The organism is Methanosarcina soligelidi, assembly GCF_000744315.1.
Taxonomy (GTDB): domain Archaea; phylum Halobacteriota; class Methanosarcinia; order Methanosarcinales; family Methanosarcinaceae; genus Methanosarcina; species Methanosarcina mazei.
In genome coordinates this window covers 3,005,983-3,029,407 of the sequence record NZ_JQLR01000001.1, presented here as the reverse complement: position 1 = coordinate 3,029,407, position 23,425 = coordinate 3,005,983, and the positions used below count along the sequence as shown (strand labels likewise).

The 23,425-nt window shown below is 40.9% G+C and carries 21 protein-coding genes; 9 read left to right on the top strand and 12 right to left on the bottom strand.

Annotation, left to right across the window (positions count from 1 at the left end; all coding sequences use genetic code 11):
• Positions 1-84 precede the first annotated feature (84 nt).
• From M886_RS13075 to M886_RS19195, 4 genes are all read right to left on the bottom strand, one after another.
• Entirely contained in the window at positions 85-1,128 is a 1,044-nt protein-coding gene (locus M886_RS13075; RefSeq protein ID WP_048036436.1) for an AI-2E family transporter, read from the bottom strand.
• Positions 1,129-1,218: 90 nt separating this feature from the next.
• The gene (dinB, locus tag M886_RS13070) at positions 1,219-2,328 is read right to left on the bottom strand and encodes a DNA polymerase IV (RefSeq protein ID WP_048051307.1); all 1,110 of its coding nucleotides are present in this window, start codon (positions 2,326-2,328) and stop codon (positions 1,219-1,221) included.
• 149 nt (positions 2,329-2,477) lie between these two features.
• Complete coding sequence (locus M886_RS13065) at positions 2,478-3,134, bottom strand: hypothetical protein (RefSeq protein ID WP_048051306.1); 657 nt, start codon at positions 3,132-3,134, stop codon at positions 2,478-2,480.
• 406 nt (positions 3,135-3,540) lie between these two features.
• Entirely contained in the window at positions 3,541-3,744 is a 204-nt protein-coding gene (locus M886_RS19195) for a hypothetical protein (protein WP_048044891.1), read from the bottom strand.
• On the opposite strand from M886_RS19195, the gene M886_RS13055 reads away from it, so the two are divergent.
• From M886_RS13055 to M886_RS13045, 3 genes are all read left to right on the top strand, one after another.
• Positions 3,689-4,105 (top strand): mitochondrial ATPase complex subunit ATP10, encoded by a 417-nt coding sequence (locus M886_RS13055; RefSeq protein WP_235203960.1) that lies wholly within the window; start codon positions 3,689-3,691, stop codon positions 4,103-4,105. The genes M886_RS19195 and M886_RS13055 overlap by 56 nt on opposite strands.
• 18 nt (positions 4,106-4,123) lie before the next feature.
• The gene (locus M886_RS13050) at positions 4,124-5,269 is read left to right on the top strand and encodes a PQQ-dependent sugar dehydrogenase (RefSeq protein WP_048051745.1); all 1,146 of its coding nucleotides are present in this window, start codon (positions 4,124-4,126) and stop codon (positions 5,267-5,269) included.
• A gap of 131 nt (positions 5,270-5,400) precedes the next feature.
• Positions 5,401-5,685, top strand: coding sequence for a ferritin family protein (locus M886_RS13045; protein WP_048051304.1), 285 nt, complete (start codon positions 5,401-5,403; stop codon positions 5,683-5,685).
• Positions 5,686-6,690: 1,005 nt separating this feature from the next.
• Here M886_RS13045 and M886_RS13040 read toward each other — a convergent pair.
• The 4 genes from M886_RS13040 to M886_RS13025 form a co-directional block, all read right to left on the bottom strand.
• Positions 6,691-6,966 (bottom strand): DUF1294 domain-containing protein, encoded by a 276-nt coding sequence (locus tag M886_RS13040; protein ID WP_048051303.1) that lies wholly within the window; start codon positions 6,964-6,966, stop codon positions 6,691-6,693.
• A 149-nt stretch (positions 6,967-7,115) separates the two neighbouring features.
• Positions 7,116-7,598, bottom strand: a complete 483-nt coding sequence (locus M886_RS13035) for a hypothetical protein (protein WP_048051302.1) — start codon at positions 7,596-7,598, stop codon at positions 7,116-7,118.
• Between the two features lie 139 nt (positions 7,599-7,737).
• Positions 7,738-8,364, bottom strand: a complete 627-nt coding sequence (locus M886_RS13030) for a methyltransferase family protein (RefSeq protein ID WP_048051301.1) — start codon at positions 8,362-8,364, stop codon at positions 7,738-7,740.
• Positions 8,365-8,866: 502 nt separating this feature from the next.
• Positions 8,867-9,265 (bottom strand): PKD domain-containing protein, encoded by a 399-nt coding sequence (locus M886_RS13025; RefSeq protein ID WP_048037367.1) that lies wholly within the window; start codon positions 9,263-9,265, stop codon positions 8,867-8,869.
• A 1,048-nt stretch (positions 9,266-10,313) separates the two neighbouring features.
• Here M886_RS13025 and M886_RS13020 point away from each other — a divergent pair.
• Positions 10,314-11,615 (top strand): phenylacetate--CoA ligase family protein, encoded by a 1,302-nt coding sequence (locus M886_RS13020; protein WP_048051300.1) that lies wholly within the window; start codon positions 10,314-10,316, stop codon positions 11,613-11,615.
• 385 nt (positions 11,616-12,000) lie between these two features.
• On the opposite strand, the gene M886_RS13010 is transcribed toward M886_RS13020, so the two are convergent.
• The 3 genes from M886_RS13010 to M886_RS13000 all read right to left on the bottom strand — a co-directional run bounded on the left by M886_RS13010 (position 12,001) and on the right by M886_RS13000 (position 17,448).
• A complete protein-coding gene (locus tag M886_RS13010) occupies positions 12,001-13,500 on the bottom strand; it encodes a hypothetical protein (protein ID WP_053228898.1) in 1,500 nt (499 codons plus the stop codon).
• 679 nt (positions 13,501-14,179) lie between these two features.
• The gene (locus M886_RS13005; RefSeq protein WP_084685137.1) at positions 14,180-15,649 is read right to left on the bottom strand and encodes a hypothetical protein; all 1,470 of its coding nucleotides are present in this window, start codon (positions 15,647-15,649) and stop codon (positions 14,180-14,182) included.
• A gap of 902 nt (positions 15,650-16,551) precedes the next feature.
• Positions 16,552-17,448, bottom strand: coding sequence for a right-handed parallel beta-helix repeat-containing protein (locus M886_RS13000; protein ID WP_048051297.1), 897 nt, complete (start codon positions 17,446-17,448; stop codon positions 16,552-16,554).
• Between the two features lie 842 nt (positions 17,449-18,290).
• Here M886_RS13000 and M886_RS12995 point away from each other — a divergent pair.
• From M886_RS12995 to M886_RS12975, 5 genes are all read left to right on the top strand, one after another.
• The gene (locus M886_RS12995; RefSeq protein ID WP_048040275.1) at positions 18,291-19,139 is read left to right on the top strand and encodes a methanogenesis marker 8 protein; all 849 of its coding nucleotides are present in this window, start codon (positions 18,291-18,293) and stop codon (positions 19,137-19,139) included.
• A gap of 219 nt (positions 19,140-19,358) precedes the next feature.
• On the top strand, positions 19,359-19,592 hold the full coding sequence (locus M886_RS18985; RefSeq protein ID WP_048051296.1) for a hypothetical protein: 234 nt from the start codon (positions 19,359-19,361) through the stop codon (positions 19,590-19,592).
• Between the two features lie 441 nt (positions 19,593-20,033).
• Positions 20,034-20,906 (top strand): winged helix-turn-helix domain-containing protein, encoded by an 873-nt coding sequence (locus M886_RS12985; RefSeq protein ID WP_048051743.1) that lies wholly within the window; start codon positions 20,034-20,036, stop codon positions 20,904-20,906.
• Between the two features lie 298 nt (positions 20,907-21,204).
• On the top strand, positions 21,205-21,444 hold the full coding sequence (locus M886_RS12980) for an MTH865 family protein (protein WP_011034767.1): 240 nt from the start codon (positions 21,205-21,207) through the stop codon (positions 21,442-21,444).
• A gap of 294 nt (positions 21,445-21,738) precedes the next feature.
• The gene (locus tag M886_RS12975) at positions 21,739-22,590 is read left to right on the top strand and encodes a methanogenesis marker 8 protein (protein ID WP_011034766.1); all 852 of its coding nucleotides are present in this window, start codon (positions 21,739-21,741) and stop codon (positions 22,588-22,590) included.
• Positions 22,591-23,077: 487 nt separating this feature from the next.
• Here M886_RS12975 and M886_RS19360 read toward each other — a convergent pair whose 3' ends face one another.
• A complete protein-coding gene (locus M886_RS19360) occupies positions 23,078-23,212 on the bottom strand; it encodes a hypothetical protein (RefSeq protein WP_015412858.1) in 135 nt (44 codons plus the stop codon).
• Positions 23,213-23,425: the final 213 nt, after the last annotated feature.

Sequence of the window (23,425 nt, the reverse complement as noted above, 5' to 3'; positions counted from 1 at the left end):
AAAAAACTATTTTTAAATTTCCGCAAATATAACAACTTCTACCAGCTTTCCATGTGGTGGTTTCAGCTTACACCGCAGTATATTTTATTCCTTATCAGAAAGGTATTCTTCAGAAAACATTTTTACAGTGAGGTAAAAATAAGCCAGTAAGAGGGGACCGATGATAATTCCTACAAGCCCGAAAAGCGGGATTCCTATGAAGATCCCAAGCAAAGACTGAAAAGGATGAATTTTCCCTACTTTTTTCTGGATTACAGGCCTAAAAAAACTGGAGTCTGATACGCTCAGAAAAATTCCTGTTATGAGGATACCTGCTGCTGCAACATAGTCCTGCTGGAGAAATTGAATAATTACTGCCGGGATCCAGATAATGGGTGTTCCGACAACAGGCAGAAAAGACAGGACTGCTGCAATAGACCCCCAGAGAAAAGCTCCCTGGACTCCAAAAATAAGAAAGGAAACGATCAGAATTCCGCCTTCAATTACGGCAATAGCGCCGCTGGCGATAAGAGTTGTACGGACAATGTTCCTGAACTCATTGAGAAGGATAACAGTGTTCTTTGTATTGAAAGGAATTGCCAGAAAAAGGTTTTGCATAAAATCCGATTCCTCTCCTGTTAAAAGGTAATAAAACAGGAAATACATTATAAGCAAACCAATTGCCCGGTGGCTGATGCTCTGAATTGAACCGACCACGAGCAAACTCAGGAAATTGATGATTTGAGTGGCAAGGTCCATTACCCTTTCTTCAAAATTGATCTGGAAGATGTTTTCAGAGATTCCAAACCTTGAAAAGAAATTGTTAAAAAAACGGTCTCCGACTTCAATAGTCGCCATAATAGCTTCCTGATTCAATAAAATCTGCTGGATCTCAATAATAACCATGCTCAGGAGAAAAAAAAGAGGGATCAGTACAAGAAATATGGAAATAATTATAACCAGAAGCGCCGAGACCTGCCTGTTAAGCCGGGTTTTTTTGAGTAAAAAACGGTATAGAGGCTTGAAGGTAATAAAAAGAATAAAGCCTCCAAAAAGATAGTCTACGTAAGGAAAAATAGCATAAATAATGACTGCACTCAGTGCGACAATAAGAAAGAGAGCAAGTGCCGTCCTGACCTGTCTTTCCATCAAACATAATCTGTCTTCTTGTTATAAAATATATAAGCATAAGAGAGCTTTCAGGTCAAATCCAGGAACTTTCCGGACCCGAACAGGAAATTAAGGAAAATCTGTAATCAAAGTCTGCCTTTCATCTCTTTCCCTGAGTTTAGTAACCCCGACACCTACAAGCCTGAACTTTCGCCTGCCTGTAAATTCCGACAAAAGCTGCATTGCTGTCCTTTTAATCACAAAAACGTCCGAAGTCCAGATAGAAAGGGTTCTTGACCGCGTATAGATGGAAAAATCCTCAAAACGGACCGTAAGGGTTACGGTTTTAAAAAGAAAACTGTGCTTCATGAGAGAGCCGTGCACGCTCTCTATAAGAAGGTCCAGGGAACCGGAAACTTTCACAGGGTCATCTGTATCCTCCGCAAAAGTTCCGTGCCTGCTTATTGATTTTACGCTTTCTTTTTCTACAAGCTCTTCAAAGTCGAGACCGTTTGCCAGCTGTTTTAGCCTGAACCCCATTTTTCCTAACTTTTCGGAAAGCATCTGTACATCCCAGTTTGCAAGCTCTTCCACCCTGTTTATCCCCATTTTTTTAAGAGTTTCCTCTGTCTTTTCTCCAACTCCGGGAATTCTGGAAACCGGCAGTGGAAAAAGAAAATCTCTGACATCTTCTGGCCTGACAACGGTAAGTCCGTCAGGCTTCTGAAAGCCTGAAGCAATTTTTGAAACAAGCCTGTTCGGCCCAACCCCGACAGAACATGTGATCTTCTGCTGCCTCTGTACCTCGTCCTTAATTCTTAAAGCATAAAGGGCGGCTTCTTCAAAATTCCTGACCCCTGAACCGGGTATAAGATAGGCTTCATCAACGCTGACCTGCTGGAACTTTTCTGCAAATCCCCGCAAAATTTCCATTACCCCTGCTGAGACCCCTGCATAGAGCTTCATGTTCACAGGCAAAAATACAGCATCAGGGCAGAACCTGTAAGCCTGAGAGATCGGCATTGCAGAATGGATTCCATACTTTCTTGCCGCGTATGAGCAGGTGCTTACCACTCCCCTTCCTGAACCTCCTTTAGGGTCAGAACCCACAATTACGGGCAGATTTTTCAGTTCCGGCCTCTCCCTTACCTCTACAGACGCAAAAAAACTGTCCATGTCTACATGAAAGACAATTCTCCTTTCAGAGCTGTTCTTTTTGGGATTGGAGGCAGGCATCACATAAGATAGAATAGAACAGATAAAAAAGGCTTGAGGAAGTAGGGTGAAAGTATTAATTTCGGGACAGGGAAATGAATTTTTCAGGCTTATGTAACTATAATTTCTATTCAGGGGCTGAAATATTACCTGAACCCTTTTAAAAGGTCAATTTAATAGTCTTTGTCTCCATCTCCGTCTTCATCTTCATTGTCACTTACTCCGTACATTGTTGCTTTCGATAAATAACATATTCCCGTAGCCGGCAACAGGATATTCAGGTAAAAAGCCAGAGGCAGCATTATTGACTGAACACTTCCCGGGCTGGATAATCCCTTCAGTACAGAAAAAAGAAAAATTGCAGAAAAAATACTTGTTGCAGATGTGACCACGATGTATAGTTCTGTTAAACTATCCTGCCCGTATGAGGTCAGGAAAAGTAGTAACGAACAGGGGGACAGCAAAGCCAGTAAGACAAGCCAGAGAGTTTCTGACGTACTTATGGGGCCTTCGAGAAGCGTATTTCCGTTAAAACAGATAAGAAGATTCGCGATAACCAGCAAAGCCAGGGAAATGCACAGAGGGGCTGCCAGATACCACCTGGCCAGTATTTTTCGGGCTTCCAGCAGGAAAAACACGGAGCCGGAAACAGAGATAATGCTGAGTAACTCGATAATGGCGATGAAAAGAAGATCGTATGCCGGCAAATAACGAATTGCAGGATCAGGTATTGTAACGGGAATAAAGTGGAATACAACAGATACAAAACCTGCAACCCATGCTGTCAGAAAGACAGCCGACGTTAAAGCCAGAGCACTGTTTATCTTCATTAACCGTCACCGCAAATGTAAAGTTAACAGGTATGATACAGGCATCCATATTCAGATAGAGAGACAACAGCGGCTAATTCTGGCGAACCAGACACAGAAGCTTACCATTAAGGTGCTGCAGCCCAATAACCCCCAATTGTAAATGAATGCATACCCCGTATATCCGTATGAATGCATACCCCGTATATCCGTATGAATGCATACCCCACATATCCGTATGAATGCACACCCCGCATATCCCGTATAATACAGATAATAGAATAGATCCCCTACTCTAAATATTTCATGCTCTATGTTGTTACAGGCAAAGAAAGTAATTACAGAAAAGGCATTTCGCCAGAAAAAGCATTTCTATAGTACAGCAAATTATATAATATGGGCACTAACCTGAACCATTTGAACGGATTCAAACTTTAATTTCAGCTAAAAATTGGGGGGATTTCATCAAAGCAGGGCAGGGAAGTTCAAAAGCTGCAAAAGATATAATCGGACAGCCGTTTCCTGAAATAACATCAAAATCACTTGCAGGGAGAGTTGTACATCTTCCGGAAGAGGTGAAAGGAAAAGTAACGCTCGTCTGTATTGCTTTTATTCGAAGTGCGCAGAGCATGATAGATTCATGGGCTCGACCTTTTGAGCAGGAGTTCGGGAAAGATAGAAGGTTTACGGTTTACGAAGTTCCCATGATAAATAAAGGCTGGAAGGTCCTTTCCCTGATGATCGATTCCGGAATGAGAGGAGGAATACCTGTAGAAAAACATGATAATGTGGTCACTTTCTACGGGGACTATTCAGGCTACCGGAACGCTCTCGGAATGGAAAATACAGAGCTAGCATACGTTTTTTTACTGGATCAGGAGGGCGTTATCTGCTGGAAAGGGGAGGGTTATTCCAGCCCTGAAACCGAAAAGGAACTTCTCAGCACTGCAATGGCTCTCAGACCAGCAGCTCTCAAACAACGGGGTCTTTAAGTAAAAATGGAGGGGAAAATGAAAGGGACAAGGATAATACTTGGCTTTTTTGCTCTTGCCATACTTATTTTTTCAGCTTATGCTGTCCTGAGAACCGTGCCCATTAACGAATGCGGGGATAACGGGACAGGCATTGAATGTATCGGACTTCCTCCGGGTTTTTCCATTGATTATTATGCCGAAGGTGTTGAAGGTGCGAGGTCCATGGCTCTCAGTCCGGAAGGAACGCTTTTTGCAGGAAGCCGGGGTGCCGGGAAAGTCTATGCCATGACCGACCGGGACGGAGACAATAAAGCTGATGATGTACTCGTAATTGCCGAGGGCCTGGATATGCCCAATGGGGTGGCATTCAGGAACGGTTCACTTTATGTAGCCGAAATTTCAAGGGTGCTCCGGTACGATGATATCGAAGCAAGACTTGAAAACCCTCCCGACCCTGTAGTTGTTAGAGGAGATTTCCCTGCAGACAGGTCGCACGGCTGGAAATACATAAAATTCGGACCGGATGGAAAGCTGTATGTGCCTGTCGGTATGCCGTGCAATGTCTGCAACCTCGAAGAGGAAGAGGAACGCTATGGGACGATTATGCGTATGGAGCCTGACGGGAGCCAGCCCGAGATTTTTGCAAGAGGGATAAGGAATACGGTAGGTTTTGCCTGGAACCCCGAAACCGGAGAGCTGTGGTTTACTGACAACGGCAGGGACTGGCTGGGGGATGATCTGCCTCCGGATGAACTCAACAGGGCGCCCGTGCCCGGGATGCATTTTGGCTTTCCATACTGCCATGGGAAAGATACCCCTGACCCTGAATACGGAGAACTCCGGGACTGCTCGGAGTTTACAGCGCCTGAGGTTGAACTGGGCCCGCATGTGGCCGCACTCGGTATGACCTTTTACAATGGCAGCATGTTCCCGGAAGAATACAGGAATCAGATCTTTATTGCCGAGCACGGTTCCTGGAACAGGAAAATTCCCATAGGCTACAGGGTTTCCCTTGTCAGGCTTGAGAACGGGACTCCTGTAAGTTATGAGCCTTTTGCCGACGGCTGGCTTCAGGGGCTTGCGTCCTGGGGAAGGCCCGTGGATGTGCTCGTAATGCCTGACGGAGCTCTGCTCGTGTCGGATGATAAAAATAATGTTATTTACAGGATCAGTTATAGCTGAAAATACTGCCTTAAAAACACATTTTAAACATAGTCAGAAGAGCCGGAATAATTGAAAAGCCTGCCGAATTCCGAATTCAGTAAAATTACTTATGATTATATCTTCATATACGATAAGCAGGGGGTAAATAATTGTTATCTAAAATTCCTGTAGACCTTAAGAAAATATCCGGAGAAGATATAGATAAGGAAATACTCAGAGCCGGGATTGTTGCCGAGATTGATGCCATAAATCTTTATGAGCAGATGGCTGCCCTTACGCAAAACGAAAATATAAAACGTGTCCTTCTGGATGTGGCAAAAGAAGAAAAAACACATATAGGGGAGTTTCAGGCACTTTTACTCAGGTTTGATGAGCAGCAAAAACAGGAACTTGAAGAAGGAAGTAAGGAGGTTGAAGAGGAGTTGTCCAGGTGAGCAGCTCAAATAATACATGAAGCAATACATAAAGCCTCTGATTTTTGGATTATTAACTTTTTCCGGATTATTTAAAGACTATGGAAGTTTCCGTTAACTTCTAATTCCATAGAGAGAAGCATAAAAACTCTGAGATAAAAACTCAGGCTTTTTACACAAAAACCAATAACTTAATATAAATTGAGATATACCGAAACTGCTAAAGAGGATGTTACTATCACATTGCGTTCAATATCACGAAAAAGTTAAAAGGAGCGGGTAGAATGTCGCCTGTCGAAATACAAATGTCAGTAAATGCATTGTTTTTTTCGTCCATATGTGCAATAATGTTATTCGTCGCTAACGAGTTTTTTGCCTGGCAGAGTCCAAAATATCATCAGATAAATCCTTTTTTGTATACCTGGAAGATGATCAAGACAATGAAGTTATGGTGAACTGAGATATTACCCATGCGTTGAGACAGGCACCGAAAGTGAGACTATATAAACTCTCAACCTTGAGAACACATAATTTTAGCAGTGCTGGAAAAAAAGAAATTATCTTTTTTGAACCATTCACCCGAAAAACTGGCATTTTCCCGCTCCTGTACTCATCCTCCATCTCAGTTAGCTTCTAATGTGAAAGGGTGTTTTATGGTAAAGTGAATTTATTACTTTCTTTAAAGAGTGCAGGATATAACGTATCTTATTCTCCTATTCTTCATGGTAAAATACAAAGAAGCTTTAAAATGAAAATCCAGTATTATCAGCTCAATGCTTTTTGATCTTATCCAAAACTCAAACGTTGACGGGGTGAGATTTCTAAAATAAGATTATTGCGGTTCTCGTGTGAGTGGGAAATAGTTGACATCACTGACAGGCTATGTTTTTGAAGAAGCGTTCTATCAATATTTGATAGGCTGTACATCAGTTACTTCTAAACTCTTTTAAATGTATTAAAAAACAGATACCTTAAGAGCATTTCCACCCTAAATTTTGAAAAATTGACTTTATGAAACCTTTATACTTAAACCAGGTTTATCCAGAGAACCAGCAGAAGGTGAACTCCAATAAACGCAGGCACAGAGTACCTGAACAGGGGTTTCTGCGTCTTGTGTCTGAACTGTACCATTCCAAGCCACGCTCCGATTGGACCGAAAAATGCAGCTATCAACAGGCTCTGTTCCGAAATGCGCCATTTTTCCTTTCTTGCTTTGTATTTATCCATCCCGTAAAGGGCAAAAGAAACTGCGTTAAGGACGATATAAACGAGAGGGAAAAGAAAGTAAACAGGACCTGTCATGAAAAAGAAATATCCTTCATAATAATTAAAGGCTGTGATGTTCGATAGAAACTATTTTATTTTGATTTCTATGAAGAATTTTATAATTTAATTCAACTTTGGATAATTGAAATCTGGCTTTCATCAACGTGGTTGGAACTGATTTTTCGTTATACTTCCAGGCTGCGGAGAATTTTAGATGAAACCGCCATTCCCATGCAGGTGTCCAGTGTTTCCGAAGACATCATTCCTATTACCTTTCCTCCCTGCACGATAGGAGAGCCGCTATCCTCTGGAGCCGGCATATCGTGGCACTGGAATCCCAGAAAAAGTAATGAAGCCCCGGAGTTAGCTACCCGGCAATAATGGATGGTACGGGTATCATTGATAAGCTCAGCCAGTTCCAGCTCAGCCGGGATGCCAAATTCCGTGATTTTAACCGGGGTATAAGGAGGAAGCTCTATAAGGACGACACCGTGATCTTTCAGAATTCGCGTGACAGTAAATTTCTTTCCATCAATTATCGGACGGTCTCCTTCTTCCTGGAATAAATGGGAAACCGTGACCGCGTAAAGCACTCCTTTGAGTAAGATTACAGCACCGATAATACCGCGTTTTCCATTGTGAAAAAAAGAACTGCCTGCTTTTATCATAAGTTTCGCCAGCCTGCAGGTTTCGCCTGGGTATGGTTATTGTATTTTCGGGGTTTACGTAAAATTAGGTTTCAATTATATTTAACTTTAATATAAAAAAGATTTATTAACTGAGGATTATTCGATCACTCAGAAGTTTTTACTCAGATGCTTTATCACCCGGGTTCTTAACGCTTCCCTTTAATCCTGGAATAATTCTGTGAACCTTTTTCTGGTATTCCCTATACTCATCACCGAACTGTGCCACAAGCCTTGTTTCCCAGTGCAGAGATCCCAGGAACAGGTAAACAGTGGTCAGAAGGTATACGATAAGAAGGTTTACGGTCATAAAGGGAGTGAGCAGCATTACGATCAGTCCCGAGAGCAGGAAGGGATCCCTTACCCACCTGTAAATTCCCCTTATCTTCAGGGAACCTTCTTCTGAAGCCTGCGGACCGGACAGCTGCGAGCGTATTTTAAACCTGTGCGGTGCATTCCAAAAAGCCAGGGGAGCAAGAATACCTGCAATAAACTGTCCGCCGACCATGAGCCAGCGCCAGGGAGAAGGTATTTTATAGAGGATACGCCCCGGGTTTTTATAGAGATGATAAGCAAGCGGCAATATGGTCAGAACTGCAACAAGACTGTATGCCGGCAGATAAAGTTTTTCTGCCCAGGGACCGGCAGCTTTCATGACCAGGCGTTTGAAGGGCAGGCTAGCAGTCAGGCTGTGAATAGCTGCAAATGCTACCAGAGAAAAAACAGGTGTAGTTTTAGAAGAAACCAAATCCAGCAATCCCCTTTATTTTATTTAAATAGCTAATATCTCCACACTAATATGAAAAGTTTACTATAGTGCCCAAAAAAGAGTGGAAGTGAGGACAATTAACTGGACTGATTGAGATAGAAGATAATCGAAGTGCAGGATGATTGATATGGAAGGATTGATACGGGTCAATGCTCATAAAGTTTAAACATTATACTGATGGCAACGTAAATCTCATTGGCAGTAGCATAAATTTCATCTTGACTGTCAGGTAAGCCATAGTAGAAAATTCCCATAAAGATTCCTGGGTAAAGAGCTAAAAAATAAGGATTATTGAGAAATGGTTTTGAAGAAATGGTTTTGAAGAAATGGTTTTGAAGAAATGGTTTTGAAGAAATGGTTTTGAAGAAACGTTTTTGAAAAATGTTATTGGGGTAGTTATTATAAATTATATTGAGGTGGTCGTAAAAATTGAAAATGTTAAGTCAACTTATAATCAAGTCGACTTACGACGTTTTCAAATTTATTTAGTAACAATAGTTTTATGAACCCATAGCTTTCCGTTGTAACCAGTGCACTTGATAGTCAGACAGCTAATATAATAACCATTCTTTGCATACTTGTGTACCGGATTTTTTAGCTGTGGGGTAATTTTCGTTCCTTCCAGATGAGTCCCATCTCCAAAGTCCCACCTGATATATGTCTCTGTACCTTTAGACAGGTCCTTGAACTGTACTATTCGTGAATCAGTACTCGAAGCTGGTACCGCCGTATAATCAATGTAATTACCCCCACCGGTTAGACGTTGTGTTGCTGGGGGAGTTCCTGCGCCAAGGGGAGTTTTGTACACATTAAGTGCTGCAGAGGCTGCTGAAGACAATAAAGCCAGAATCATCAATGTGGCGAAAACAGACAGTGTCATTTTCCATATGTACTTTCTATTATTTTTCAGTTTATTTCCCTCCTGTTTTTTTCATCACATGATCCGGGATGCCCCGTAATCAAAAATAACAGAATAAAATTACTCAAAAACTACAGGAGAAATTAACATATAAACATACTTATTTTCTAGAAATTAAATAAAAATTAAGATGCCAGTTTAAAACTTGATAATGCTTTATTTTCCCGTCTAAAACATGATAACAGTATAAATTCATTTATTAATAGCCTCCCCCGTTTTAATCAAAAAAATAAGGACTATGAGGAGGTTATAGAGTATACGGATCTGGAGAAATTTCTTTATTATTGAGAGAGTTAGGAGGTTATTGATGTGTTGACTTCCGAGTCAGGGCGTCCTTAAATCTCTTAATTTCCAGTAAGAATTGACGAAATATCCACAAGTTATAAAATTTTATAAATTTCAGGTATATGGTAAATACAATGCTTAAAAAATGGCTAAAATACAATACTCAAATATGGCTAAAATACAATACTCAAATATGGTTAAAATACAATACTCAAATATGGCTATTCTGTGCCAGAATCCAAGTGTCTTAAAGCCATTAATTTAACTGGTCCGGATGCTCATGAAGTTCTTTTGAATGAAATGACACTGAGTAAAAACATTTTAGCATGAGACTTCCAGAAGCCTTTCAGAGTCCTTACTGGTCTGACAATTATCAGCCTGTGAAAAGTGGATCCGTGAGAGTGAGGATTTCATGAGAACAGAAACTTATAATAAAAACACAGATTTTCTAAATATCCAGAATTGCGTTTTTTCACCTATCGACATACAAAAGGTTAGTGCAAAGGGTAGAATTTAAACCATCAGATTTTCTTCCCTTCCAGATATAGAAATTCACTCAACAATATTTATATGTGGGAAGGGTTACAGTAAAGAAGGATTTTTCCAAACATTTTATATTACTGATAAGATTAATTAATATAGCATGACATGTAGAGACATGGCATTCATGCATTAAAACTTATGACCTGAGAATGGTTTCACAAATCAAAAGAAGGTTCTGTTAATGAAATACTGGCAGCCGAAATACGAAACAATGAACCCCGAAGAAATGAAGAAATTGCAGCTGAAACGCCTTCAGAAAAGCGTAAAGCTGGTCTATGACAATGTTCCTTTTTACAGGCAGAATTTCAAAGCAGCCGGAGTCACTCCTGATGATATAAAAACCCTCGATGATGTCCGTAAACTGCCTTTCACACGCAAAACAGACCTTCGGGACAATTATCCATTCGGCCTTTTTGCTGCAAAAAAAGAAGATATAGTACGCATTCATGCATCCTCAGGGACAAGTGGAAAACCAACGGTTGTCGGTTATACTGCAAAGGACATAGAGACATGGTCAGACCTTATCGCCCGCAGCCTCACAATGATAGGCCTTTCAAAGGGCGACACGATCCAGAACTCCATGAACTACGGCCTCTTTACAGGCGGGCTCGGATTCCACTACGGAGTTGAAAGGATGGGAGCGATGATCGTGCCGGCAGCAACAGGAAACACTGCCAGGCAGCTTGAGATGATGATTGACTTCGGGGTAACAGCAGTCCACTGCACTCCTTCCTACGCTTTCTACCTTGCAGAAACCGCAGAAGAACTCGACCTTATAGACAAGCTATCTTTAAAAGCAGCAATCTTTGGAGGCGAGCCCTGGTCGGAAAACACCCGCAAGCAGCTTGAGAAAAGGCTCAACCTCAAAGCCTACGACTGCTACGGCTTATCCGAAATGTTCGGGCCCGGTGTCGGCTTCGAATGCCAGGAACAGGACGGTCTGCACATCTGGAGCGACAACTTTCTTGTAGAAGTCCTTGACGAAAACGGAGAGCAGGTTTCAGAAGGCGAAAAAGGCGAACTTGTCATTTCCTCAATCAACAAAGAAGGCTTCTGTAATATCAGATACCGCACAGGCGACATGACAAAACTCCTCGAGTCAGAATGCGACTGCGGCAGGACAACCACAAAGATCTCACGCCTGCTCGGCAGGGCCGACGACATGCTTATAGTCAGAGGGATTAACGTTTTCCCCTCCCAGATCCAGGACGTAATTTCAAAGATCCCGCAGGTAGGCGAACACTTCCAGTTGATCCTCGACCGCAACAAACACATGCTCGATGAACTCACAATCGAAGTTGAACTCGAAGAAAATGCCTTTACCGGCGACCTCAAAGACTTAAAAGCCGTCCAGGACCATGTACAGCACGAACTTAAAGCTGTCCTGAATATTCGCACAAACGTCGAACTGCTGGAGAAAGGTAGCATAGAGAGGACCGCAGGAAAGGCAAAGAGAATCATTGACAGAAGACCTCAGATCTGACATCCATGCAGTTTGGAGTCATTGTTTACTAACTTAAATGGTCAGGGAATTTTTATTCTCTGATCCCTTCAACTTTTTTGCTTCCGTTAAGCAATTTTTTGATTCTTTTTTTCAAACAACAACCATGTTGAAAATATCGCTTTTTAAAGCCCCAGGCAACTACACGCTCGACGCAGGCGAGTGGCTTTTCCGTAAAAGCTGCAAAAAAGATGGATTTCCTGAATTTAAGAAGAGTCCTAAAAACCAGTTAAAACCTGAAAATTATTCATTTTAACCTTTCTAAATAGCAAGAAGGTATAATAATATAAGGCTCTGACGTTATAGCCAAAAAGATAAGGAATGTGTTGAAATAACACATTCATCCAGAGCTTGAACTTGCTTAATATTAGGAGCTCATGTTACCAGAGCTCATTGGATCAAACTTTATAGCCCTATCATACACGATTTCTGAGTAAGCTGGGCCGGTTTTTGTAGTGTTTTCCATATAGAGTCTCCAGGCAATGAAAAGAGGCTTATCCAGTTCTATACCATAAGCTCCCTGACCATAAGGAACTTCGTAGCAGTATTGATCATCCTCACTGCAGTTCCTGGCGAGCTTGTAAACATACAGGTATTTCGCATTGGGATTGTCAGGGAGGTATTCCTCAGCAGATCCACTGAAATCTGCGTCTGTGATTGCTCTGACACCGTTCCATGCATCTGCTCCGTATATTACAAAGTTCGAGTACGTCGCCTTTCCTGTGGCTGCATGATTAACCCCATAGACAATTATGAACTCATCTGTATCGTTGCCCAGAGTAATTCCAGGGTCTCTGAGGAAAGGATAGTACTGCGAGGTGTCAAAGAAAGGAGGTGTAGGCGAAGAGATACTCTGGTTTGCTGTCCAGAGATAGCACGCGTCGTTAGCTGGACCCAGGACATTTATACCTCTCTGGATAGCATCAGTCCCTACAGGAACTGTCTGACTGGTTGGAAGCTCTGTGGCATTTGATTCGTTATACTTGTCAAGAATCGCAATCCTTAGCTCTTCGAGATCATCCATGAGGTCAAACTCTGTTTGCCCGGTTCCACGAACCCTTAGCTCCGGATAATCATACGGGTCAAGTTCAACAGTTTCGTTGGGAGTAATCCTGAAAACAGTACCGGTTGAATTATTGATGTAATTCTCACCAGCCTGGGTGTCATTGAACAGGGCCGGGCGGATAAATGAGGCAAATGTATCTGAATCATTCTCCACGCCCAGGTTCAGTATGACAGAGGGAAGAACCTGGGTATTAATTATATTATCCGAATATCCTGCAGACTCGGCAGCAGCCCGGATGCGCTGGTCAATGCCTCTGTCAGCAGTAACGATTATTACTGTGGTTTGATTGAAAGGATTTCCAGAAGCCCCATCCGGAGTCCCTTCGGTTTTGATAACCAGGTTGTTTATCGTATCTGCTAAAGTAGCAAAGATCCATCTCCTCTCGTTCCCGATTGTCCTGTGTATCACAAAATTTTCGTAGCTGAAGTACCTGCATTCAGGCGGTGTCCTTCCCACGAAAACAACAGCCTCATCAGGACCAAGATTCCAGAAAGGAGTTGTATTCTCACTTACTCCAAGCGTACTGGTTATTTGATTAATTCCTTCTTCTACTTCATAACCAGGCGCCGGTGGAACAAAATAGATCAGATATTTTGTGGTGGGATTATTTCCGTATGCAGAAGGCATTACTCCTTCCTCATATAACCTGAGAAAATCAAAAAATCCCAAGTCACCTTCCTGTACGATGAATCCATCCTGTTCTAAAGCCTGTTGAAAAGCCTCTGTGTCATCTACCTCTGTGTCGTTTACCTCTGTGTCGTTTATTTCCATATCCTGTGCAAGGGCAGTTCCTATTGACATTGTGAACAAAACGGCAAGTAGTATCACTACTAAATAATTTTTCGTATACTTTTCCCCCTATCATTTATACTTATTCTCGCAAAGAATTGCATTTAAAAAAGAAGAATCGCATTTAAAAAGAAAGAATCTCTTTAAATACTTTATAAGCATGTATGATTTTGATACTTCTTAAAAATGAAATGTAATTCTTTACAATGGATACTATAATTATAATTAAATATATTAGAAACCTTGGTGGAACATTAACTAAACTTGGATAGTTGATCTGTTGATTGTTCGAATGATTCCTTATTCCCATACTGCTTTCACCTGTTCTTACTTTGTTAAAATAAAGTACAGAAATACCCAAAGCACCTAAAAAATTTTAAGTATATTTTCATATTATTCCCCAGAACAGTCAAATATAAATACTGCTTTCTAAGAACCAGGGAAATCCAACGCTCGACGAAGGAGAGCAGCCTTTCCCGTGAAGTATGCAAAAAAGATGGATTTCCTGAATTTAAGAAGAGTCCTAAAAACCAGTTAAAACCTGAAAATTATTCATTTTAACCTTTCTAAATAGCAAGAAGGTATAATAATATAAGGCTCTGACGTTATAGCCAAAAAATAAGGAATGTGTTGAAGTAACACATTCAGTCAGAGCTTGAATTTCTTAATCAAAGCTTGAACTTACTTAACATTAGGAGCTCATGTTACCAGAATCATTTGTGTCGAACTTTATAGCCCGGTCATACACAATCTCCGAGTAAGCTGGTCCGGTCCTTGTTGTGTTTTCCAAGTAGGCCCTCCAGGTAATAACAAGTGGTTGATCCAGCTCTATACCGTGAACTCCTTGACCATAAGGAACCTCATAGCAGTACTGATCATCTTCGCTGCAGTTCCTGGCGAGCTTGTAGACATACAGGTATTTCGCATTTGGATTGTCAGGGAGGTATTCCTCGGCAGATCCGTTGAAATCCTCATCAGTTATTGCTCTAACGCCGTTCCACACATCTGCTCCATATACTGCGAAGTTCGAGTATGTCGCCTTTCCTGTGGCTGCATGGTTAACCCCATAGACGATTATGAATTCGTCGGAATCATTGCCCAGAGTAACTGCAGGGTCTCGAATGAAAGGATAGTATTCCGAAGTGTCAAAGAAAGGAGGTGTCGGCGAAGAGATAGTCTGGTTTGCTGTCCATAGATAAGCTGCATCGTTGGTAGGACCTACGCCGTTGACTCCTCTCTGAATAGCATCACTCCCTACAGGAACTGCCTGACTGGTCGGAAGCTCTGTGGCATTCGATTCATTATATCTTTCGAGAATCGCAACCCTTAGCTCTTCGAGATCATCCATAAGCTCAAACTCTGTTTGCCCGGTTCCACGGACCCTCAGTTCCGGATAATCATACGGGTCAAGTTCCGTAGTGTTGTTGGGAGTGATCCTGAAAATAGTTGCAGGTGTATTATTGATGTAATTCTCTTCATCCTGGGTATCATTGAATAGGGCAGGGCGGACAAATGAGGCAAATGTATCTGAATCATTCTCCATTCCCATGTTCAGCATGGCCGAGGGAAGAACCTGGGTATTTATTATATTGTCCGAATATCCTGAAGACTCGGCAGCGGCCCGGACGCGCTGGTCAATACCTCTGTCAGCAGTAATGATTATTACCGTGTTTTGATCGAATGGATTTCCAGGCTCTCCATCTGGCGTTCCTTCAGTTTTGATAACCAGATTGTTTATCGTATCTACTACGTTGGCAAAGATCCATCTCCTCTCATTCCCAATTGTCCTGTGCATTAACATATAATCATAACTGAAGTACCTGCATTCCGGCGGGGTTCTTCCCACGAAAACAACAGCCTCATCAGGACCAAGGTTCCAGAAAGGAGTTGTGTTACCGCTCACTCCAAGCGTACTGGTTATTTGATTAATTCGTTCTTCTACTTCATAACCAGGTGCCGGTGGAACAAAATAGATCAGATATTTTGTGGTAGGATTGTTTCCATATGCAGAAGGTAATACTCCTTTCTCCAATAGCCTGAGTAAATCAAAATAGGCCAGATCACCTTCCTGTACGATGAATCCATCCTGTTCTAAAGCCTGTTGAAGAGCCTCTGTGTCGTTCGCTTCTGTGATATTTACCTCTGAGTCATTTGCTTCCATATCCTGTGCAAGGGCAGTTCCTGTTAATACAGCGAACAAAATGCCGAGCATTATAACTAATAAATAATTTTTCATATTCCATATCCCCCTATCATCCATAGTTATTTTCGCAAAAAATACACTAAAAAAGAAGTATTGCATCTAAAAGGAGAGGATCTCCCTCAATCTCTTCTATGACCACATGCTTTTGATTCTTTCTAAAATAAAGTGTAATTCTTTGCAATTAATACTATAATTAAAATTAAATATATTAGAAACCTTGGTGGAACGTTAGCTAAATTTGGATAGTGGATCTGTAAATTGTTCAAACGATACCTTATGTCCACCCTGTTTTGGTCTGTTCTCACTTTTTGAAAATAATGATATTTATTAAATAATGCCATAGAAGTTCACAAAACATCTAGCAGAATTTAAAGTCCCATATTCCAGATTATATTTCATGGCCAGTGTAAATACTGCTTTCTAAGAACCTGGGAAACTCAACGCCTGACGAAGAAGAGTGGACTTTCCCGTAAAACCTGTACAGAAGCTGAAGTTGAAAACTCTATTAGAAACAGGCTGGATGGAACTTTAAAACAGCTAAAACCTGGAAACCAGTCACTTCTCAGTGGTGAAATGATCATGGTGATGTTATTGAAAAATATCTGAGAGGTATACAGTTAGCCATGATGATGTTATTGAAAAATATCAGGGCGATATACAGCAGTCCATGCAAAACTGTAATAAAAGCAATTGAATACTATAAGCAGGCACTGACAGTATCAAAAGTCAGTGATCCGGAATAAAAAGAGAAAAAGAATGGAAACTTTTATTCCAAACAATTTTTATTTCTAGTCCTGAGATATAGAAAGTAAAATAGATTTTCTCTCAGATAATTCTGAGAGTTTTCCGTTTGAAATTGCTTATCCACAGTTTTCAATTCTGTTATCGTGGATATTTACATTTGTTTCCTGTGTGTTCAAACGTATTACTGCAGGCACTGGCAGGTCATGGAAATAGTTTCCAGATGCTTCTATGTTTTTGAGATTTCCCTGCAGTTCAAGACCAGCATATCCGCCGCCTGATGTTGTACATTCATTGTTCTTCATTACTCCATCAGTTACGGAATCAAACCTGACGGATGAGTTGGTCCGGTTAATAAACTTGGAATTCTTAACTGTGATGCCATTTACGTGGTATGCATACACGCCGTCATGGCCGCACTTGTTTACAGTTACGGAATCTATCATTACGTTGCTTGATTTTGAAATAAGCAGCGCATCATTGCAACCGTTCTGGAACGTAACGCCCTGGATTGTCAGTCCGTTACAGTTTATTATGGTTGCCATATTGTAGCTTGAAGTTCCGAGCCTGATGCCAGGATAATAGTCACTCTGGCTTCCGTCAACAGTTAAGTTTTCTATTTTAACGTTGCTTGCAGAACCGCCCCTTATCATTATCATGGCTTTCTTTTCTGCAATACTGCTCTCACGACTACCCCAGAGAGGAAGCCCTTTGGCAAGCTTAATTGTTACACCGGAATCTCCGGCAAGGGTTGTGTCACTTCCAATCAGAAGAGAGTCACCAATGTCGTATGTGAACGGGCCTTTAAGCTGGACAGTTGTGCCCGGATTTGCTGCTGCAAATTCTAACGCCTGGTTAATCTGGACGTGGTCGTCCACTCCATCACAGTTGTAGTCTCCACTTCCATCTCCGGTAACAGTTATAGTCTGTGTGTTCTCGCCGCCTAATACAGAAGGTACGGTTGTTAAAGTAAGGCATATTGCGAGGAATAGGGTTCCTAGCTGTCTTTTTAGCATCGTATCACCTTTGGGTTGGATTTTTAGAACCTGAGTAAACTCAAGTTCTGCAGGTTAGTTGTGTGTTTTTTCCCAGAGTCAATACGGCTGTTAAGAGACTTCCTGTTATCAAGGATAGGGTCCCCTGATGCCTCTTCAGCACTGTATCACTCTGGGATGGATCTTTGGAGGGAAATAAACAGAATCAGATCTATAGGGTAATTCGATATTTCCCATTATTTATTAAAATTATATATTACGTGTTCGTAATACCATTTTTCCGACATATCTAACTAGATAATATTGGATGATCTAATCAGGTCGGCTCTATGCTTGTTATTCAAAAATTTCTATTACGTGTGCGTAATATTTTTGAACCTATCAAATGGTTCTCTGCGATTTATGTGAGGCGGACACACTGTACACAGAGTCTCCACTTTCCTGCTGCCTTATAGGGATCAGGCACTGTAAGTGGCCGGAAATTAGAAGTTTTGCCTTCTATAAACAGAATATGTTACTGACCACAGGAAATTATTCCTCCGGTCAATACCTCCTTGTGTTGATGAATCATGAACTTAACCAGGCTAATTATTCTGCCGAAAAATTCCGGCTCAAATGAAAGAATTAACCTGTTATTGAATTCCTGACTTGACATTCTACGTCTACACGGTAATAATATAAAATATTATTGGTATTATAAAATGCATATGATATATATAATAGAATGTATACAGTTATTAATCGTTAGAACCCTCCAAAACCAATAAACTATTAAGCAATCAACCACAAACTTTACCTGTAACTTTTTCCTAATTTGAATTTCTTAACAATCATATTTTTGCTCAGCTCTTAAAGGTGAAACTATGCCCCACATAATGGAATTACTTGGAAAAACAAGAGTCGTCGTAAAAGATGGAAAGGTTATCGAGGTCGGAGAGCCTGAAGTCAAATGGTGCCCCCTCTTTGCTAAAATACGCGGAATCCAGAAAATCACCCCTGATGAAGTCAGGAAGAATATGGAGTTCAGGATCAGTGATTTCGGGATGTTTACCGATAAACGCAGGCTTGAACTCGAAGACTTTGTAGGATTTGGAGCATCCGAGGTTATGATGACGGGCCTGAGCAGGGGTTTACTGGACACAACAGTAACCGCCTGTGAAGGCGCAGGGACCGTAATTTCCAACAACCCTACCCTTGTCCAGGGCATGGGAGGCAGGATGTCCGGCCTTGTCGAAACAGAGCCTATAGAAGGTATAATAAACGGGATTACAGAGCGCGGCGGGATCGTGCTTGACCCTTCAACCGCAAAAATGGACCCTGCTGCAGGAGTGAAAAAAGCAGCAGAGCTCGGTTACAAAAAGATCGCAGTAACCGTTGCCTTCGCCGAGACTGCAAAAGAGGTTCGGAAACTTGAGTCCGAGCTCGGGCTTGACCTGATAGTCATAGGGGTACATGTTACAGGTCTGGACAGGGAAGAAGCCCAGGCCCTTGTAGAAAATTCAGACATTGTAACCAGCTGCGCTTCAAAGCCCATCAGGGACCTTGTAAAGCCCCTCGCTCAGGTTGGGACTGCTGTACCTCTTTTTGCCCTTACCCAGAAGGGAAAAGAACTTGTTATTGAAAGGGCAAAGGACATCAAAAGCCCGATTCTGATCAATACCATGGCTCTTCCTGTTCTACCTGAGCACAAACAGCCAAAGGACCTTAAATAAATCAAAATAAATCAAAATAAATCAAAATAAAGCAAAATAAAATGAATAATGAAATAAAAGAATAAAATGAATAATGAAATAAGGCGGCTTAAACCATTAAAGCCGTTACTACTTTTTAGTAATCCCAGGCTTTTGTATTTTTGATTTTCTCATTTTTATCTTTTATTTAATCTGTATTTTCACAGACCGAACCACATTCCCAATATAGAAATCGGGGGAATGGAGTACAGTATCTACAACTCTCTGGACATCTACGATGCTGAAACCAGGGAGATGTATCGGTTCAAAAAGGTAAAAGTTAACGAATATCCATCGGAAAAGGGTGACAAAAGGTGGATTATTACTGCTGAAGATGGTAAAGTATTAATGGTCACAAAGAGCTACTGCAAAGAGACTTTCAGCTTCACTAATAACTTCAATTTCAGGTTTTCAGGTATATTGAGAACTTTATAGACGTTGTCGATTTTCAGTTCGGAATCGGGGGTAGGGTTATAACATTACAGGAGACAGGAAGTGGACTTGGCATGGTGGAAGATACTTCAGGGTTCGTAATATAAATTTTTAAAATCCTATTTTTTTAATCATATCTTTTTAATCATATTTTTTTAATCATATCTTTTTAATCATATCTTTCAAAATCTTATCTTTTTAAAATACTATCTTTTTAAAATACTATCTTTTTTCATCAGCTAATTCTCAAATTCATTTCTTTGTTGATCTTTTTTGTGGATTTGATCACACTCAGAAATGTTCAATCAAAACAGTATAAGAAAGCTCAAAATATTTACTGGAGAAAACTTAATATTTTACTTTGCTTTCAGGAAATATGTACAGTACAATAACTTTAAAGGTTATGACAAAAACTTTAACAATAAAGCAGGAAAATATGGAAATATGAAAAATGGAAATAAAAAAGCGGGCCTTCCTGGGGACTCAGTAATATCCGAAGGACAGGAAATGGCAGAAGTAAAAGCTATAAGGGAAAAGCTTTCCGAAATGCACAGTGATATTAAAAAAGTCATGGAATTCACCAGCAGGCTGCGCCTGGAAGCTGCTCTTGAAAATTCAAGACAGGAGTACTCAAACGCTCTTCTCAGCCACCTCTTCGAGGATATAGATACAGGGCTTGAGAAAAATATGGTGAAAAAATGCCCTGAAAAGCAAAAGTGTACCTCTGCATTTACAGCCCTCCTGCAACAGAATGCAGGGCTTATAAAGAAAAACAGGGTGGACGATGCTCTAATCTGGGATAGCAGAAAAAAGCTGGAAGAGTTGAGGTGTGGGGCTCCTTACAGTAAATGTGAGAAATGCTTTTCAGAAGTTTCGAGCCTTCTCGTAAAACAGGTCAATCTCATGCGTTCCATGAGGATTTACGCAGATAATCAGGAACAGAAACCGAATATCTCAGCACTCAAAACCTCAGCGGTTATGAGCGAGATTCTTGAGCCGATCTCAAACCTCCAGCGCCTGGAAATTCTAAGGGCGGTAGCGTTAGAAGCAAAAAGCTTCTCCGCTTTTTCCGAGCTCACCGGCCTCAGAGGAGGAAATTTGCTCTTCCATCTCCAGAAGCTTACGGAAAGCGGGCTGATCATGCAGCAGCATGAGAGAGGGGACTATATGATCACCGAAAAAGGATTCAGGATACTTCAAGGCCTGAACGAAATTTATTCCTCACTTCAAGGTTATCCACTTCAAAATTCTTCAAGAAAGGAATCCGAAGAGAATGACTCCCAGAAAAGAAAAGATACTCCAGAGCTGGCCGTTTAAGTCCGGGTATTTTTGACCCCGGTTTTTCGGTATTTATTGACAATTTTACACTGCTTCTTACCATCTGGAAGATCAGGTAATCCAGGATTACGATAATACAGTGGAATGCATTAACTACATTCCAGTGCCGATTAAGTATATATCAATAACCTGCCAATATAGGATTGTAGAATGAGTTCTCCGGGGAAATCAGGCTGCACAGAACCAGAAAATCGGGCAACAGGGAAATGGAAAAGCAGAAAGGAAAAGATTAGAGGAAAGACAAAATTAGAAAAAAACAAAAATATGAGGAATAAAAATGACTGTAAGAGATGACATTCACGGACAGATTGTTGCAGGCTTAAAAGGTGCAAAGTTTCCCATAAACACTCCCGAGGAATTGCTCGCTGCTTTTCCTGCGGGTGCAGACACCACATGCAGATCAGGCGACCTTGCAGTTACTGCAGGAGAAGCAGGCAAATTGCTTACTCCAGCAGATTTTCCGTTCAGGGATGCAAAACAGGTGGCAGACACAATAGTTGACCGGGCAGGGCTTTAAGTCCTGCTTACTTATTTCTTCATTCGCTTTCAGTTCCCTTTTTCTCTCTTTCTTTCTGTATTGTTTTTCTATCCCTGCTCAGCACCTCACTTCCGGAACAAATCTGAGGTTTCATTTCAGGTCATAAAACCAATGTTATTAGCCTGAGAAGATCAACCTGTAAAGATCCTATTCCTGTGAGATAGAAATCCAGGAATTAAGCAGGAATAATAAGGTAAAAATTACAATATTGAACCACAATATTAAATGATACAATTTTTAATACAATGTTTCTTTTCAGGAGGGTGGTTTTAAATGCCTCATATAATGGAAATGATGGGGAAAGCAAGAGTAGTCGTAAAAGACGGAAAAGTTATAGAAGTCGGAATCCCTGAAGTAGAATGGTGCCCTCTTTTTGTCAAACTGCGGGGAGTTGAAAAGATGACTCCTGATGAAATCAGGAAAAACATGGAGGCCCGGATCAGCGAGCTGGGAATGTTCACGGAAAACCGCAGGCTTGAATTTGAAACAACTGTTGTTGCCTTCGGAGCCTCAGAAATAATGATGAGCGGTCTCACCAGTGGCTTCCTTGAAACAACCGTAACAGCCTGTGACGGAGCAGGAACCGTGATATCAGGCAATCCTGCGCTGGTTCAGGGAATAGGAGGGAGGATGTCCGGCTTAATCGAAACCGAACCTATAGATGCACTGATCAGAGGAATAGAAGAACGAGGAGGAACTGTTTTGGATCCTGCAACCGCAACCATAGATCCTGCAGGCGGAGTAAGAAAAGCAGCTGAACTTGGCTATAAGAAAATTGCAGTTACAATTGCAGATGCCAAGACCGCAAAAAATGTCAGGAAAATAGAATCCGAATCAGGGCTTGACCTTTTCGTTATTGCAGTACACGTAACAGGCATCAGCAGGGAAGAAGCCCAGGAGCTTCTGGATAACTCGGATATTGTGATCAGCTGTGCTTCAAAATATATAAGGGAACTTGCAAAACCTCTTGTGCAGGTAGCGGCTGCAATTCCCCTATTTGCTCTCACAAAGAAAGGAAAAGAACTTGTGATCGAAAGGGCAAAAGATATCGAGAGCCCAATTCTGATCAATACCATGCCACTGCCGGTTATACCTGAGCATAAACAGCCGAGAGAACTGATTTGAAGGCAATAAATTCTAAAAATTATTTCCCAGAAGGGGCAAATAGAAGAGTTTTAATGGAAAACAAAAGGATAAAAAGCTCAAATGGGAAATAGAAAGATAAAAAGCTCAAATGGGAAATAAAAAGATAAAAAAGTTCACTCTAATTTTTCAGGGTTTTCCGGACTGCCAGAATTGACTGCTAGAAATAAGCAGTCCGGGTCCCTGTGGTTTGACTTAAAAAAACAGCAGCTTATCAATTTTTAAAATTTTAATTGATTTTCCAGTACTCAATTTATAAATATTGCTTTAATTACTTTTTAATTTACTGATTTTTAAATATTGCTTTAATTTACGTTTTTTAGTTATCGTTTTTTAAATACAGTTTTCAGTCACTTTAGAACTCTTGATGTTTAAACCTACTGTATTTCCAGTTTTAAGAATATTTGAATTTTAAACTTTGATAAGTTACTGCTGAGAGGGTTGGCTTTATGAGGTAACCGGTTTGTTATTATTTCTTTGAACCTTTGGATAGTTTGCTGTCAGCTTTTGCATTCTTCTTTGCTGGTGCTGGAGCTTTTGCCTGTGTTTTTCCACATTCTGCTCCTGTTTTTGGAGCTTTCTCAGTTGCTGTATTTTTTGCCATTAAAACACCTCTGACTTAATATTTTATATAAGTATGCTGAATACTGTTTTAAATAAATATATAAGTTTTGAACCAGAATGTTAACTTATTCAAAAAACTATTATGTAAATCAACTATCAACTAGAATTGAGCCCGTGACCATAATCAAATTACGGAGCCTGTAACCATAATCAATTTACAATAACTATACAGTATCTGAAAGTAACTTAATTC